Origin of the sequence: Ilumatobacter coccineus YM16-304 (genome assembly GCF_000348785.1) — a bacterium.
Taxonomy (GTDB): Bacteria; Actinomycetota; Acidimicrobiia; order Acidimicrobiales; family Ilumatobacteraceae; genus Ilumatobacter_A; species Ilumatobacter_A coccineus.
Genome location: NC_020520.1, coordinates 3,308,583 through 3,324,474, shown reverse-complemented (window position 1 = coordinate 3,324,474; position 15,892 = coordinate 3,308,583). Strand labels below are relative to the sequence as shown.

Annotated in this window: 11 protein-coding genes; 5 read left to right on the top strand and 6 right to left on the bottom strand. The window is 68.8% G+C overall.

Annotated features, from left to right (window positions below; all coding sequences use genetic code 11):
- Positions 1-2 precede the first annotated feature (2 nt).
- The 3 genes from YM304_RS14970 to YM304_RS14960 are packed head-to-tail and all read right to left on the bottom strand — an operon-like array spanning position 3 to position 5,450.
- Entirely contained in the window at positions 3-1,697 is a 1,695-nt protein-coding gene (locus YM304_RS14970) for an SGNH/GDSL hydrolase family protein (protein ID WP_041298343.1), read from the bottom strand.
- Positions 1,685-3,538, bottom strand: coding sequence for an SGNH/GDSL hydrolase family protein (locus YM304_RS14965; RefSeq protein ID WP_015442542.1), 1,854 nt, complete (start codon positions 3,536-3,538; stop codon positions 1,685-1,687). The genes YM304_RS14970 and YM304_RS14965 overlap by 13 nt, the downstream gene beginning before the upstream one ends.
- A gap of 40 nt (positions 3,539-3,578) precedes the next feature.
- The gene (locus tag YM304_RS14960; RefSeq protein ID WP_041298342.1) at positions 3,579-5,450 is read right to left on the bottom strand and encodes an SGNH/GDSL hydrolase family protein; all 1,872 of its coding nucleotides are present in this window, start codon (positions 5,448-5,450) and stop codon (positions 3,579-3,581) included.
- A gap of 65 nt (positions 5,451-5,515) precedes the next feature.
- Between YM304_RS14960 and YM304_RS22740 the strand changes: the two genes are divergently transcribed.
- Positions 5,516-7,663, top strand: a complete 2,148-nt coding sequence (locus YM304_RS22740; protein WP_015442540.1) for an acyltransferase family protein — start codon at positions 5,516-5,518, stop codon at positions 7,661-7,663.
- Between the two features lie 51 nt (positions 7,664-7,714).
- Here the strand turns inward: YM304_RS22740 and YM304_RS14950 are convergent, their stop codons facing one another.
- Positions 7,715-8,260 (bottom strand): DUF1697 domain-containing protein, encoded by a 546-nt coding sequence (locus YM304_RS14950; protein WP_015442539.1) that lies wholly within the window; start codon positions 8,258-8,260, stop codon positions 7,715-7,717.
- Positions 8,261-8,315: 55 nt separating this feature from the next.
- Between YM304_RS14950 and YM304_RS14945 the strand changes: the two genes are divergently transcribed.
- The 4 genes from YM304_RS14945 (at position 8,316) to YM304_RS14930 (ending at position 14,009) form a co-directional block, all read left to right on the top strand.
- Positions 8,316-8,750: a ribonuclease H family protein gene (locus YM304_RS14945; protein WP_015442538.1), complete on the top strand. Its 435-nt coding sequence runs from the start codon at positions 8,316-8,318 to the stop codon at positions 8,748-8,750.
- 147 nt (positions 8,751-8,897) lie between these two features.
- Complete coding sequence (locus YM304_RS22735; protein ID WP_051071450.1) at positions 8,898-12,314, top strand: SpoIID/LytB domain-containing protein; 3,417 nt, start codon at positions 8,898-8,900, stop codon at positions 12,312-12,314.
- Between the two features lie 130 nt (positions 12,315-12,444).
- The gene (locus tag YM304_RS14935; RefSeq protein ID WP_015442536.1) at positions 12,445-13,221 is read left to right on the top strand and encodes an SDR family NAD(P)-dependent oxidoreductase; all 777 of its coding nucleotides are present in this window, start codon (positions 12,445-12,447) and stop codon (positions 13,219-13,221) included.
- Positions 13,222-13,466: 245 nt separating this feature from the next.
- Positions 13,467-14,009, top strand: a complete 543-nt coding sequence (locus tag YM304_RS14930) for a hypothetical protein (RefSeq protein ID WP_015442535.1) — start codon at positions 13,467-13,469, stop codon at positions 14,007-14,009.
- Positions 14,010-14,193: 184 nt separating this feature from the next.
- On the opposite strand, the gene argJ is transcribed toward YM304_RS14930, so the two are convergent.
- Positions 14,194-15,351: a bifunctional glutamate N-acetyltransferase/amino-acid acetyltransferase ArgJ gene (gene argJ, locus YM304_RS14925; RefSeq protein WP_015442534.1), complete on the bottom strand. Its 1,158-nt coding sequence runs from the start codon at positions 15,349-15,351 to the stop codon at positions 14,194-14,196.
- The gene (locus YM304_RS14920; RefSeq protein ID WP_051071449.1) at positions 15,348-15,824 is read right to left on the bottom strand and encodes a MarR family winged helix-turn-helix transcriptional regulator; all 477 of its coding nucleotides are present in this window, start codon (positions 15,822-15,824) and stop codon (positions 15,348-15,350) included. Before YM304_RS14920 ends, argJ begins: the two co-directional genes overlap by 4 nt.
- Positions 15,825-15,892 lie beyond the last annotated feature (68 nt).

Here is a 15,892-nt window from a genome sequence, read left to right as displayed (position 1 = left end):
GGTCAGTTCCTCGTGTCGATCTTGCGTACCGGGGTGAACCCGTCGAAGCCCGACGCCGCTGCGCCGAGCACGTCGATCACGACATGGGCGGCGGCACTGGTCCAAACGCACACCTCGCCGGACTCGTCGGGCGCCACCGTGACGAAGTTCGACACGGTCACGCCGGCACGGAAGTTGACGTTGGCGGTGTCGGGCCGAGGGTCGCTGCACGGCCAGGCCGTCGAGAACCCGTTCGCCTGCGGGGCCACCACGGCGAGGTTCATGAAGACCGCCGACACGTCGTCGGCGTCGAGGCTCGCTGTCTCGTCGGTGACGATCGGTGTGTCGGCGACGTCGAATCGGTGGACCTGCCCGGCGCTCGGCTCGCCGTTGGGCCGAGAGTCGAGGAGGCGGGTCGGGGTGACGGGGATGATCGACGCCTCGTTCGTGAACGTCGCGAACCGGTCGACGGTGAGGTGCGACGTGGTGTCGCTCGTGGTGACGCAGACGTTGCCGTCGTCGTCGGGGCGCACCATGACCAGGTTCGAGCTGATCACCCCGGCGGCGAGGTTGACCGTTGCCGTCGTCGGTTCGTCGTCGCATCCGTGCACGGTGATGTAGCCGAACGATGTCGGTCGGATGCCGGTGACGTTGAGTGCGACGGCGGTGGCTCCCGCCGAGGCCACCTTCAGTTCGAGGGTGTCGCCCGCCGACTGTGGCGAACCGGACCGGGAGTCGGCCACGCGATTCGGCGCGACTGCGGTGAGCCCCGTCGACTCGTCGAAGGTGCCGAACACGTCGACGATGACGTTGCTGGCGGCATCGACGTAGACGCAGACGTTGCCGTCGTCGTCGACCGGGACGATCGCTGCCGCGGAGGAGATGTCGCCGCGCTCGTAGTTGAGGTTGGCCACATCGGGTGGCGTGTCGCCGCACGCGAACGCGGTGAAGTAGCCGGTCGTGCGGGTGTTGGTCGACGCCAGGTTGAGCGCCACGGCGCTGACGCCGGGCGTGTCGGTGACGTCGATCTTCGTGACCGAGCCGTCGACCGGTCGCGTCGCGTTGGTGCGCACGGCATCGGCGACGGTGGCGCTGTACAACTCGGCACCGGTGCCGTTGAGGTGGATGGCGTCGTACGTGATGCCCGGTCGATCGGCGACCGCGGCCCAGTCGACCAGCGTGAGGTTCGGGTGGCGTCCGAGCGCCGACTCGAGATGGTCGTTCACCGTCGGGAAGTACCAGTAGTACGGCTGCACCTGACGCCACGCGCTCGCCGAGATGTACTCGGGCTTCACCTCGCGCAGCGTCACCCAGTACACGTGCTTCACCCCGGCGTTGGTGAGCGTGTCGATCATCGAGTCGATCGATCGATCGAACCTCGCGGGATCCCAGTACGGGTAGTTGTAACCGGCGGCGATGACGACGTGGTCGCCGATGAGGTGTCGAGCCCCGGCGAGCGTCGGGCGGACGTGCTTCGATTCGAGTTGTTCGACGAAGAGGGCCGGCGTGCCGAACACGTTGGCCTCGTAGCTCGCCGGAAACGCGCGGTCGAAGTAGCCGCGGGTGCCCAGCCCGACCGAATCGGAGAAGAGCGTGACCCGTTCCGATTCGGGCGCCGCTTCGACGACCGGAACGTCGCTGTCGCCTGCTCCGACGGCGACCGTCGCGGCGAGCACGACTGCGCCGGTGAGGAGCAGGCGCCGGATCACGACACCCACCACCCGGTCGTGTCGAACACGGTCGTGGTCGCCCCCGCCGCCAGGAAGCAGAGTTCACCGTCGGCGGTCACGCCCGACGTGAGCGAGTTGGCGGCGACCGCACCGGCACCGACGTTGACCGACGCATTGGGTGGGTCACCGACGCAGCCATAGCTCGCGACGTAGGTGGTGCCGACCGGCCGGACGACGGTGAGTGTGCCGGTGACCGCCTCGGCCGACGGCGGAGCGACGCGCACGTCGAGGACCTGCTCGGCTCCGTGGATCGGCGACCATCCACCGATGGCGTGGCGGGTGTCGAGTGTGCGTGTCGGCGCAACCGGCACGAACGACAGTGCGCCGTCGGCGGCGAACGATCCGGTGATGTCGACGGCCACATCGGTCGGCGTGCTCGACGACACGCAGACGGTGCCGTCGTCGGCGACGTCGACGATCGCGCTGCCCGACACCGGTGGGCCGGGCCGATAGTTGACGTTCGCGACGCCGGCCGGGTCGCCGCACGGGTACGCCTCGAGGTAGCCGATCCCCGACGCCTTGATCGCGGCCAGGTTGACCGCGACCGCTTCGGCCCCCTCGGGAGCGTCGATCACCAGCTCGGTGGCTCGACCGGTGTCGCGGGTGTCGACGAGGCGTTCGGGTGTGTCGAGCGGATCGAGCTTCAGGCCGTCGGCGGAGCTGACGAACGCGCCCTGCAGATCGACGATCACATCGGTCTCGCCCGAGGTCTCGATGCAGACGGTCCCGTCGTCGCCCACCGCGGTGATGGACGGAGCGCCGCGGGCCGCTCCCGCAGCGAAGTTGACCGTGGCACCGGAGTTGGGCTCGCCACACGGGCCGGCGGCGAGATAGCCGTTGCCGCCCGACAGCGCCGCCGCGACGTACAGGGAGACGGCGGTGGTGTCGTCGGGGATCAGATCGCCGAAGTCGAGGGTGAGGACGTCGCCGGTCGTCTGGCGGCCGGGCTCGTCGGTGCGGGTGTCGATGATCCGTTCGGCGGGCAACGACACGAACGTGCTCGGAGGTGCCGACGGCGACGGCAGCTCGGCTTCGGTTCCGTCGTCGGTGGCTCGGGCCAGCGTGAGCGTGAACACCTCTGCCATGCGCGCCGATCGGGCGCGGTAGCCGGGCGCGTCGAGGTGCGTGCCGTCGGGCGAGTTGTAGAGCGGGAGCTCGGCCGGCCAGTCCCAGGTGAAGAAGTCGTCACGCTCCGCAGCGATCTGGGTCAGCGCGAGGTTCCAGTTGTTCTGCTGTGGGTGTGCGGTGTAGAGCCGCGTGATCTGTGGCCACCAGATCCGGTGGCCCGGCCCGATGTTGTTCACGACGTGCATCACCGCGTCGCGAGCACACGCGAGGTCGGTGTCGCAGAAGCCCGAGTCGTTGGCGCCGATGTTGACGATGACGTTCGGCGCGTCCCAGCCCTGCGATCGCCACAGGTCGAGCCAGTACGTCGCTCGGAAGTCTTGGCGCACGCCGAACTTGCCGGACGTGTAGCCCTCGCCGGCGCGCATCTTGATCGGGCCCCACCCACGCTCGAGGAGCCGATCGGCCAGCGTGGGGGACACGACGGCCGATCCGAGCAGCACGGAGTCGCCGATCACGGTCACGGCGCCGTAGGGGCCGACCTGGCTCTTGTCGATCTGTACCGGTACGGCGTGCACGGTGCCCGACGGTTCGGCGACGGTGGAGACGACGGCGACGACGGGCAGCAGCAGGGCGAACACGAGACCGACCAGTCGGCTCGCGCGTCGAAGGGATCGGCGGCCGGCGCGTCGGGTGGCGTGTTGCGGTGTGGTCGCAGTACGCGCACCGCTGGAGATGCCGCCCGCCCCGTTCATCTCGTTCATTGCGGCGAGTGTAGAACGACCGGTTGTCGGCAGGCGGCGTTCAAGCGTTCGCTGCCACGTCGGCCCACCACCCGGTCGCGTCGAACACCGTGTTCGAGATCGACGACGACAGCACGCAGAGCACGCCGGCGTCGGCGACCCCGGTGGTGAGCGCGTTGGACACCGTTGCGCCGGCTGCGGCGTTGGCCGACGCGACCGGGTCGGCGTCGGCGCAGTTGGTCGCCGAGACGTAGGCGGTCGTGCGCGGTCGGATCATCGTGAGCGTGCCGGTCACCGCTGCTGCCCACGGCGGCGACGCGGTGATGGCGAGTTGCTGTCCGGCTCCGTGGAGCGGTGCCCACCCTCCCGTGCCGTCACGTGTGTCGAGCATCCGCAGCGGTTCGATCGCCACGAACGCCAGCCCACCATCGGCAGCGCCGCCGTCGGGAGCCGGGCGGAAGGTGGCGGTGAGATCGGCCACGAGATCGACCGCTGTGCTGGCCGTGATGCAGACCGTGCCGTCGTCGCCGACCTCGACGAACGCCGCCGCCGATGCTGGAGGTCCCGCTCGGAAGTTGAGGTTGGCGGTGGGAGCCTCGACGCCGCACGGCGCCGCGGTGACGTAGCCGGGAGCGGTCGCTCCGGCGACGGCGATGTTGACCGCCAGCGACGAGGCGCCGGTCGGCGCGTCGAGTGTCAGTTCGGTCGTGGCCCCGTCGGGTCGTGTGTCGGCCACGCGGGTCGGGGCCTCGAGCGGGTGGAGTCGCATCCCGTCGTCGCCGGTCACGAATGCGCCCTGCAGGTCGACCACGACATCGGTGGTCGTGCCGGTCGGCCCGCCGGTGCTGACGCACACGGCGAGGGCGTCGTCGGCGTCGTCGGAGTCGTCGACGGCCACGACGGTCGGCGCACCTCGCGGCCCCGATGCGTCGAAGGTGACCGTCGCGCTCTCGCCCGCCGGGCCGCACGGGCCGGCGGTCAGAAACCCCGCGCCGGTCGGTCGTGCCGCGGCGACGTAGAGCGCCACGGCGGTCGTGCCGGTGGGCACCTCGTCGGTCAGGTCGAGGCGCAACACGTCGCCGACCGACTGCGCGCCCGGCGCGTCGGTACGCGTGTCGACGAGTCGGGTCGGCGCGATCGGGACCCAGGTGCTCGGCTCGGATCTGGCCACACTCAGGTCGACCGATCCGCCGACGGGTCGAGCACGGGCGACGGCGTTGGTGAACTCCTCGGCCATGCGTTGCGACCGTTTGGGGTAACTGCTCGGCAGGAGGTGCGTGTTGTCGTTCGACCCGTAGCCACCTGTCGCCAGCTCGGTCGGCCAGTCCCACGTGAAGAAGTCGGAACGCTCGGCGGCGACACGGTCGAGTGCAGCGTTCCAAGCGTTGGCCTGATCGGTGTGGGTGTAGAACTTCGTGACCTTCGGCCACCAGACGTACGGGCCCGGGCCGATGTCGTCGACGACGTGCATGATCGCTCGATACGCGCAGTCGACGTCGGTCTCGCAGAACTCGGTGTCGTTCGCGCCGAGGTTGACGATGACGTTGTCGGCGTTCCACCCCTCGTCGCGCCAGGCCGCGAGCCAGTACGTCGACGTGAGCTCGGGTGAGCGTCCGAAATAGCCGGTCGAGTAGCCCGCCCCGGCGCGGAAGCGGATCGGCCCCCACCCCTGCTCGGCCAGACGATCGACCAGCGTCGGCGAGTAGCGGCCCGCTCCGTGGAGCACCGAGTCACCGATCACCGACACCGAGCCGAGCGGACCCACTGTCGCTCGGTCGATCTGGATCGGCGGGGGAGAGCGGATGATGCTGTCGTGACCGATCGAGTCGCTGTCGGCGCCGACGGTGGCCGGTGGAGCGGTGGAGCCGATGCCGGTCGCTGCGAGGAGGGCAAGACCGGCCAGCACCCGTTGCAACCGCTTCGCCCGCCCCATCACCGCTGGACAGTAGTTGCCCATACGGCTCGTCGCCGGGCCCGTGCTCGTATGATCTCCCAGCGATGGGGCGGGCCGAATCGGAGGAGACGACGGCGACCGACCACGAGGTCCCCGTCGAACGGCGCACGATCGCCTACCAACCCGCGCTCGACGGCGTCCGGGCGTTGGCGGTGTTGGCGGTGCTGCTCTTCCACGCCGAAGTCGCCGGGTTCGACGGTGGCTACCTCGGCGTGTCGGTCTTCTTCACCCTCTCGGGTTTTCTGATCACGAGCCTGCTCGCCGCCGAGACCGAGTCGGCCGGCAGCGTCGCGCTCGGATCGTTCTACGCCCGACGCGCTCGACGACTCCTGCCGGCGAGCGTGCTGCTCGTGGTGCTGGTCGTGATCGCAGCGGCGGTCACCGACTGGTTCGACGCCGTGTCCGACCTCCGAGCACACGTCGTGGGCAGTCTGCTCCAGATCGCCAACTGGGTGTTCTTGGCGCAAGACGGTTCGTACCAGGAACTGCTCCAGCAGGCGGCCGGCGCGGCGTCGCCGCTCGAGCACTACTGGTCGCTGGCGATCGAGGAGCAGTTCTACTGGCTGTGGCCGATCGCGTTCGTCGGGCTCTGGAAACTCGGCCGGTCGCACCGCGGGCGGCTGTGGGCGCTGGGCGTGGTCACCGTCGCGTTCGTCGCGGCAGCGCCGATCATCGCCGCCGTGTGGGGGAGTGACGCTGCGTACTGGGCATCGCCGGCGCGCGCCGCCGAGATCCTCGTCGGAGCGTTCGTGGCCGTTGCGATCATCGGCCGCCGACTCGACCCTCGGCTCTGGCTCCTCGCCCCGGCCGCTCTCGCCGCCCTCGCCGTCTGCATCGTGACGTTCCCGACCGCCGGCGGCCCGGCGTACGCCGGTTGGCTCCCGGCGATCGGCGCGGTGAGCGCGCTGCTCTTGCTCGGCCTGCAGGTCGAGTCGCCCGTTCGGCGTGCGTGCTCGATCGCGCCACTCGTCTGGCTCGGCAAGATCAGCTACGGCGTCTACCTCTTCCACTGGCCGATCTTCGTGGTGATGAACGAGGAGCGCATGGGCTTCGACGGCGTGGCGCTGCTGGCGGTGCGTCTCGGCGTGACCCTCGCCGTGGCGCAGGTGTCGTTCCTCGTCTACGAGCAGCCGATCCGCAAGGCGAGCCGCCTCACGGTGCGCCCGACCATGGCGTTCGCCGGCGTCGCCACCGCTGCAGTGATCGGGTTCGCCTACATCGCCGTGCCCGGCCCGGCGAGCGACTACTGGTCGACCGACAACGAGGCGACCGCTGCCGCCGCACTCGGCACCGACGACGCGCCACTCGTCGCACTCACGACCGTGCCGGACGAGACATCGTCGACCGGACCCGAAACGACCCTCGCCTCCGGCGAGGGCGAACCTGACGTCACCGTCACCTCGGGCGAGACCCAAGGCGACACGGCCGAGCCGGGTGACGCCGGCGAGCCGGCTGAGGCTGGTGGACCGCCCGTGACCACGAGCACGCTGCCACCGATTCCGGAGTTGAGCCGTCCGGTGCGGGTCATCGTCGCCGGTGACTCCACGGCCGAGGCGATCGGCGCGGGCATCGTCAACTGGGCGGCGTTCGCCCCCGATGTCGCTCAGGCCGAACTCAACATCCAGAAGGGCTGTGGCTTCATCCGCGGTGGCTCCTACCGGGTGGAAGACGAGTGGTTCGAGGTGCGCAGCGCCTGTACGAACTGGCTCGCACGAGACCTGCCCGAGCGCATCGCCGAGGCCTCGCCCGACGTGGTGATGATGATGACCACGTCGTTCGACGTGCTCGACCACCGCTACGACGACGACGGCGAGGGCGCCGACCCGGCGACTCTGCGTGACACGATCAAGGCCGACTTCGCACAGGTGACGGACGAAGCACTGTTCAACGGAGCGGGCTCGGTCGTGTGGATCAAGGCGCCGCTGCCCGACCCGCTGTGGTTCTCACGCGGCACCGATCAGGAGCAACCCGATCGGCACGCGGTACTGCACTCGGTGATGGAGGAGATCGCCGCCGAACGGCCTGGCGACGTGTACGTCGTCGACCTCATCGCCTACTTCGACGACGCCGGTCTCACCGACGACGTCGATGCTCGCCCCGACGGCGTGCACCTCACGCCCGACGCAGCCACCGACATCGTCGCCGATCACCTCGGCGAGCAACTCGTGCGCGCCGCTCTCGACCTGCTCTGACGTCGCGCTGCCCGCCCGCTCGGCCCGGCCGGCTCGGCTGTCGGCGCCGCCTCAGGCCGCGAACTTGGCGAGGAGTCGTTCGAGCGTGCCGACCGTGCGAATCGTCATGGGGCCGAGCAGCCGTTCGATCGACGCCACGGGGAGCTTCGATCCGCTGATTCCCGCGGCCGGGAGCCAGTACAACGTGTCGGCCAGCACCGCGACTCGGTCGTCGGCGGGAACCAGGTCGGCGAGCACGTCGAGCGTCTCGTCGCTCGGAGCGTCGCGGAGGAACGCGACCTGGATGCGGCCCTCGGTGGCGTCGAGTTCGCCGGGGCTGAACGGCTGGGAATCGACGATCGACGACAGCTGCGCGTGCGAGCGTACGAACGACGGAGCGTCGAACCCGTAGGCGTCGGCGATCACCGGATCGAGCTGCGTGTGATGGAGCGCATCGAGCGAGGTCGTGCGCAGCGCGATGTTGCCGGCGGCCTGATACGCCGTCACCTCGTCGAATCCGAGCGCCGAGAACGGAGCGAGCAGCTCGTCGTTGGTCACCCGTCGGCCACTCGTGTTGATCGCCCGGAGGAAGACGAAGCAACGTTCGGAGGCGGCCATCGTTCCAGCCTCGCGCAACGGACCGGACCGGCCCGTCTCCTCCTAGGGTGATGCGATGAGTCGTATCGAGGTGTTCACCGACGGAGCCTGCAGCGGAAATCCCGGCCCCGGCGGATGGGGATGGGCGGTGGCGCCCGATGGCACGCCGACCGGGTCGGGCGGCGAGCGCGACACGACCAACCAGCGCATGGAGGTCTACGCCGTGCTCGACGCCATCCGCACGCTCGGTGCCGACGGCACACCGCTCGAGATCGTCAGCGACTCGACCTACGTCGTCAAGTGCTTCAACGACTCGTGGTGGGTCAAGTGGGAGCGCAACGGTTGGAAGAACTCGAAGAAGCAGCCGGTCGCCAACGTCGATCTCTGGAAGCCGCTGATCGAGCTGGTGCGATCGAGCGACGTCACGTTCCGCTGGGTCAAGGGGCACTCCGGCCACCCCATGAACGAGCTCGCCGACCAGCTCGCCGTCGCCGCCATCCCCGCCGGCTGAAACGAGCTGCGCCGGCGCGCCGTGCGAGTTGGCTGACGGCGAGCGACTCTGGCGAGCACCGACGCAGTCAAGGCGTCGCCGACCCGCGCCGATAAAAGTCTCATGTTGTTGTCGAGACTGCCGGCATCTAGGTTACGATCTCGTTACATGGGTCGCCTGTCGTTCTGGTCCCGCGCTCGCGGGACCGTCCTCACCGCCGCGCTGAGCGTCGGCGCCGTCACCGTCGGCCCGATGTCGGGGGCCTCCGATGCGGAGGCCGCACCCGGCACCGTCGTGGCACTCGTGCTCGAAGGCACCGGCAACGGCCACGGCCGCGGCATGAGTCAGTGGGGCGCCTACGGCTACGCCGTCGATCACGGCTGGGAGTGGACCGAGATCCTCGATCACTACTACGGCGGCACGAGCAACGGCTCGACGCCGGCCGGGCAGCGCATCCAGGTGCGCCTCACCCCCTTCGACGGCCTCGGTACCGTCGGCGTGGTGTCGCACGGCCCGGGCGTGCAGTGGAACGGCACGACCGCCACGTCGATGTACGCCGACGAGACCAGCCCCGGCGTGTTCGACATCTTCAGCAGCTCGGCCAAGGCCTGCCCCTCGTCGACGAGCCTCACCGTGCCCGACGGCCCCGTCGTGAAGAACGCCAGCACCTACAACGCCGATGCCGCCAAGGTCCAGGCGTTCCTCCGCAACTTCCACGACGGCTCGATCGTCGTCGACGGCTACTTCGGCAATCAGACCGACGGCGTGCTCGCATCGTGGCAGTCATCGGTCGGCCTGCCCGTCGACGGCACCCGCTGGGACGCCGACGACGCCACCAAGGCGCGGGAGATCATCGACGCCGCCGGCGGCTCGGTCACCTGGACGAAGATCGGCACGCACACGCAGACGGCCGGCAACCCGGTCCGATTCACGTCGGCGAACATGGACGACGGGTCGGCGAACCGCGCCGAGGTGCTCGGCGTCTGCAAGTCGAGTGGGGCGGTCACGCACTACCGCGGCGCGATCGACGTGCTCAGCACGAGCTCGGGCAATCGCGTGTCGAACGACGTGCTCGCCGAGCAGTACGTCCGCGGCGTGGTGCCCAAGGAGATCTCGGCGAGCTGGGCGTTCGCCGGCGAAGGTGCCGGTGTGCACGCCGTGCGCGCCCAGGCGGTGGCCGCGCGGTCGTACGGCCTGCACCAGAACCGCAACTACTTCTACGACGGCACGTCGACCAGGTACGCCACCACCTGCGACACCACCGCCTGTCAGGTCTACGCCGGGGCCGCGACGCGTGGATCGGCCAACGGCGCCGTCACCCGGGTCGAGCAAGACGCCACCGACGATGCGATCGTCGCCACGGCCAACGTCGTACGCAAGTGGCCCGACGGCTCGCTCGTATCGACCGAGTTCTCCGCATCGAACGGCCCGCGAACCGCAGGCGGGCAGTTCCCGCCCGTCGACGACATCGGCGACGACACCGCGCCCAACCCGCTCCACAAGTGGACGCGCATCATCGACGCCGACGACTTCGCCGCGCAGCACGGCCTCGGCACGATCACCGGCGCCTACATGGACGACACCCAGAACAGCCAGTACCAGGGCTTCGACGGGATCTGGTTCGACGACATCGTCGTCACCGGCACAGCCGGCACGTTCCGGCAACAGGCGTGGGACTTCCGCAACGCGAACGGCTTGACGTCGCCGGGCTTCACCGTGCGAGTCGTCACCGAAGACACCACCAACATCCGCTTCGGCATGATCGGCGACTCCGTCGGCAACAGCATCGCCCACGACGGCGCGTCGGAGTTCCGTCGCATCACCGACGGCACGTTCGTGTCGACGAACATCGACGTCGTCGACGGTCGCTGCACGACCAAGACGGTGTGCCCGGGCACGACCGGTGTCGAGGCGGCCGACGATCTCCCACGTGACCTCGACCTCGTGGTGGTCGAACTCGGGTACAACGACACGCCGGCGAACTTCGCCTCCGACATCGATGCGATGATGACCGCGCTGACCGCCCACGGTGCCAAGCAGGTCGTGTGGGTCAACATGGCCAACATCCGCACGTCGAACGGCGAACCGTTCTACCCGCAGGCCAACGCGGCGCTCGCCGCGGCACCGTCGAAGTGGAGCAATCTCACCGTGCTCGACTGGGACACCTACAGCGACACGCCCGAACGTGACCGCTGGTTCAGCGACGGCGTCCACCTCACCACCACCGGGCAGGCCGAGTTCGCACTCTGGCTGCGGTCGAACATCGTCACCCTCGCACCGTCGCACTACCTCGTGCCGCCCAAGCGCATCGATCTCCCCGTCGTCGGCGAGACCCTCGTCGCCCCCGACGGCACCGAACTCGTCGTGCCCGACGAGGCGACCGGCGTGGCGCTCAACGTCGCGGTCGTCCGACCGTCGGCGACCGGCTACGGCACGGTGTGGCCGTGTCAGGACGAACGGCCGCTCGTCGCCAGCGTCAACTTCTCGAGCGGAGCCGTGCTCAGCAACAGCGTCATCGCCCCCGTGAGCGACGACGGCACGGTGTGTCTGTACTCGTCGGTCGGCACCGACATCGTGGTCGACATCGCCGGTTGGTTCACCGGCGCGATCGAGGCGGCTGCCGCACCGAGCGACGACGACACCGGCGAACCTGCCGAGACCGGCGAACCCGATGCGCTGACCGATCCGGCCGACCCGTTCGTGGGGCTCCTGCCCGACCGTCGAGTCGACACCCGCAACGGCGTCGGCGGCTTCGCGTCGAAGGTCACCCCGTCGACACCGATCTCCATCCCGATCGCCGGCACGGCAGCGACCCTGCCCGACGGTTCGGTCACCAGCGTTCCGGTCGACGTCGCCGCGGTCGCCCTCAACGTGGCCGTGGTACGTGGATCGTCGCGTGGCTTCATCACGCTGTGGCCGTGCGGTACCGAGATGCCGCTCGCCGCCAACGTCAACTACGAACAGGGTGCCGTGGTGAGCAACGGCGTCGTCGCCCCGGTGGGTGCCGACGGCAGCGTGTGTCTCCATTCGAGCGCCACCGCCGACGTGGTCGTCGACCTCAACGGCTTCTTCGACGGTGCAACGGCGGGCGACGACACCGCGCTCACCGCTCCGGCGTTCCGGGCGGCCACCCCCACCCGACTCGCCGACACCCGCACCGGCGTTGGCGGTGCCACGTCGCTCGTCGGGCCGAGCAACCCGCTCACGCTCACCGTGCACGGCGCCGAACTCGGCGATCCCGACGATCCCGGCACACCGCTCGTCATCCCCGAATCGGCCTCGGCGGTTGCGCTCAACCTCGCAGTGGTCAAGCCGGGCAGCGGTGGCTTCGGCACGGTGTGGCCCTGCAACGAGCCCATGCCGACGACCGCCAACATCAACTACCGACCGGGCGAGAACATCTCCAACGGCGTGGTCGCCCCGATCGGCGACAACGGCGACATCTGCGTGTTCCTGAGTTCGCCTGCCGATGTGGTGGTCGACGTCGCCGGCTGGTTCCGAGGCGGTGACGCGGCGAGCTTCGTCGGCGCCGTGCCGAAGCGACTCGTCGACACCCGCATCGCCCTCGGTCCACTCCCGGAGTGACCACACGCTGCTCCGACAAACCTGGTTATTTCCATCCCGGATGGAAATAACCAGGTCGGTCGGTGACGGCCGCCGACGCTGACGCCCGATGGATTGAGCACGACGGGGGTCGGCGATCTAGCGTGAGCGCATGGACATCAATGGTGCAAGTGCAATCGTCACGGGTGGAGCGTCCGGCATCGGCGCCGCTTCGGCCCGCATGCTCGCCGCTCGCGGCGCAAAGGTCGTCATCGCCGACCTCCAGGAAGAGGCCGGCAACGCGCTGGCCGACGAGATCGGTGGAGCGTTCGCCAAGGTCGACGTCACCAACACCGACGACCTCATCAGCGCCGTCGAGATGGCCAAGTCGATGGGCCCCGTGCGTGTGCTCGTCAACTCCGCCGGCATCGGCTGGGCACAGCGCACCATCGGTCGTGACGGCACGCTCGAATCGGCGGCCAACCTCGACGCCTTCAAGAAGGTCATCGCGATCAACCTGATCGGCTCGTTCGACGCGATCCGCATCGCCGCCACCGCCATGAGCACCGCCGACCCGCTCGAGCACGGTGAGCGTGGCGCCATCGTCAACATCGCCTCGGTCGCAGCGTTCGACGGTCAGATCGGTCAGGCCAGCTACTCCGCCTCCAAGGGCGGCGTCGTCGGCATGACCCTCCCCATCGCCCGTGACCTCTCGGCCGCCGGCATCCGCGTCAACACCGTCGCCCCGGGCCTCATCGACACGCCGATCTACGGCGAAGGCGAAGGCAGCGAAGCCTTCAAGGAGAACCTCCAGAAGGGCGTCCTCTTCCCGAAGCGCCTCGGCGACCCGGAGCAGCTCGCCTCGATGGTGCTCGAATGCGTCACCAACAGCTACATGAACGCCGAAACCATCCGCGTCGATGGCGGCATCCGCATGCCCCCGAAGTGACGAGCGGCGCCAGCTTCGCCGTTCGCTGCGTTGCGTGAACTCGTCGCTGACGCAGGTCATTCTCCTCGTCACGCGCCTTGCGAACGACAAACCATGATCACCGCTCGTCAAACTCGAGACGCCGAATACTTGAAGACGTTGAGCGAGGTTGCGCGCGACTCTTTGTTCTGCCCCGCCAAACCGTCAGATCTGACGGTTTGGCGGGGCAGAACCGTTTTCGGGCGGTGGTTTTCTAGGCTTGCGGGATGACATCTTCGCTCCGGTCCTCGCTCGTCGTCCTCGCCGCCGCAACGCTCGCGGTCTCCGCATGCGGTGGAAGCGACGACGGCTCGTCGAGCAGCGAGCTCAGCGAAGCAGACCTCGCGCTTGCCGCCGCGGTCACCGCCGACCTCGACGCCGACGACGCCGAGGGATTCGGACAGGTCTTCGACACCGAGTGCATGGGGCGAGAACTCGTCAGTGCGCTCGGTGGTGCCGAGGCGGCCGACGAGAAGTACGGCTTCAACATCGACACGGCATCCGAGATGGACGACGTGCCGATGGAGCAGGCCGACGCCGAACGCGTCGTGGCCGGCTACAAGAACTGTGGCGACTTCGATGAACTCCTGAAGCAGTCGTTCGTGGCATTCGGTGCCTCCGAAGAAGATGCCGACTGCGTCCTCGGCGAACTCCCCGACGGTCTGGTCGCCGAGTCGGTCGTCGTGCAGCTCACCGACCCGACGGGCTCCGGCGAGAACCCGATCGACGCGCCGCTCGATGCGGCAGCCATCACCTGCGGCGTCGCCTGACGCTCACCCGAAGCCGGTCTCGGACCGGCTCTTCGACGGCGCCCGCCTCTTTTGCCCCGCAGATCCGTCACGCATGACGTGCTCACGGGGGAGAACCGGCGGGTGAGCGTTCTCCCCCCCCCCCCCCCCGGGAAACGGTCATCGGTGACCGATCGGAGGGGCAAAACGGTGGGGTGGCGGTGCGTCAGGTGGTGTAGTCGGCGTTGAAGCGGACGTACGTGTCGGAGAGATCGCAGCCGTAGACGGTCGCGTCGGCACCACCGGTCGACAGCGTCACGTGGATGACGACGTGATCGCTCTTCATGTACGACGACAGATCGGCGAGCGCCCGATCGTCGAGCAGCCGCGGGTACACCTCGGTGGTGCCGAAACGGATCACCACGCGTTCCTGATCGATGTCGGTGTCGTCGGAGCACTTGCCGATCGCCATCGCCACGCGTCCCCAGTTGGGGTCCCCACCGTGGACGGCGGTCTTGACGAGCGGCGAGTTGACGATCGCCTTCGCCACGCGCTTGGCCTGCGCGGTGTCGAGCGCTTCGTCGACACGCACTTCGATGAGCGAGTTGGCGCCCTCGCCGTCACGGGCGATCTGCTTGGTGAGGTCGAGGCACACGTCGTACAGCGCTGATTCGAACGCGTCGAGGTCCACGGCACCGGCGGCGCCCGACGCCATGACGATCGACGAGTCGCTCGTGGACGTGTCGGTGTCGATGCTCACGCAGTTGAACGTGCGGTCGACGACCCGCCGGAACACGGCGTCGAGGACGCTCGACGACACGTCGGCGTCGGTGAACAGCAACGAGATGTGCGTCGCCATGTCGGGCTCGATCATGCCGACACCCTTGGCCATGCCGACCACGCGAGCGGCGCTTCCGTCGACCGTCGCCTCGCTGAGCTTGACCACGGTGTCGGTCGTCATCATTCCGCGCGCCGCTCTGGTGGCGTCGGTCTGCGTCAACGGATTCGGCACCGCAGCGATGCCTGCTCGCACACGCTCCATCGGATAGCGGCGTCCGATGACACCGGTGGAGGTGACGAGCACGCTCGCGGCATCGTCGTCGAGACGCTCCGCGACCGATGCGGCGACCTCGGCGGCGTCGTCGATGCCCTGCTGGCCGGTGGCGACGTTGGAGTTCTTCGAGATGACGACCACGGCACGACTGGTCCCGTCGGCGACGTGTGCTCGGCTCAAGGTGACGCTGGCACCGGCGAACCGACTCTTGGTGAACACCGCCGCGGTCGGCACCGGGCGGTCGGCGGCGACGACGACGAAATCGTCGGTGTCGTCCTTGATCCCGATGTTGGCGACGTGGCTGTGGAATCCGCTCGGGAGCGAGATCATGACGCCGCGGCGCTCGGGATGCTGTCGGCAGCGAGTCCGGCGGCGATCGACGTGAAGATGCTCGCCATGGCCTTCGTTTGCTCGGCGTCGAGATGATCGAAGATGTGACGGCGAACGCTCGCGACGTGATGCGGTGCGGTGTCGGCGAGGAGCGCGAGGCCGTCGTCGGTGAGGACGGCCATCATGACGCGTCCGTCGCGGTTCGACGGCCGACGCACGACGTGGTTGCTCTTGACCAGCCCGTCGAGGCGTCGCGTGAGCCCGCTGGGGGAGAGCTGCAAGATGTCGGCGAGATCGCACATGCGCATCGAACGTCCGTCGGCCTCCGACAGGTAGACGAGAACCTGGTAGTCGCCCATCGTCAATCCGCGGTCTGCCAGATCGCGTTCGAGCGCGTTCTGGAGGTCACCGGTCGTTTCGATGAACGCCCGCCATGCCGACATCTCGATGTCGTTCAGCCACTCTGTTGCCACCACAATGAGGGTAGTGGCACGACCACCGAGCGTCGGGAGCTGTAGGTGTCGGCATCGGTCACATCGAA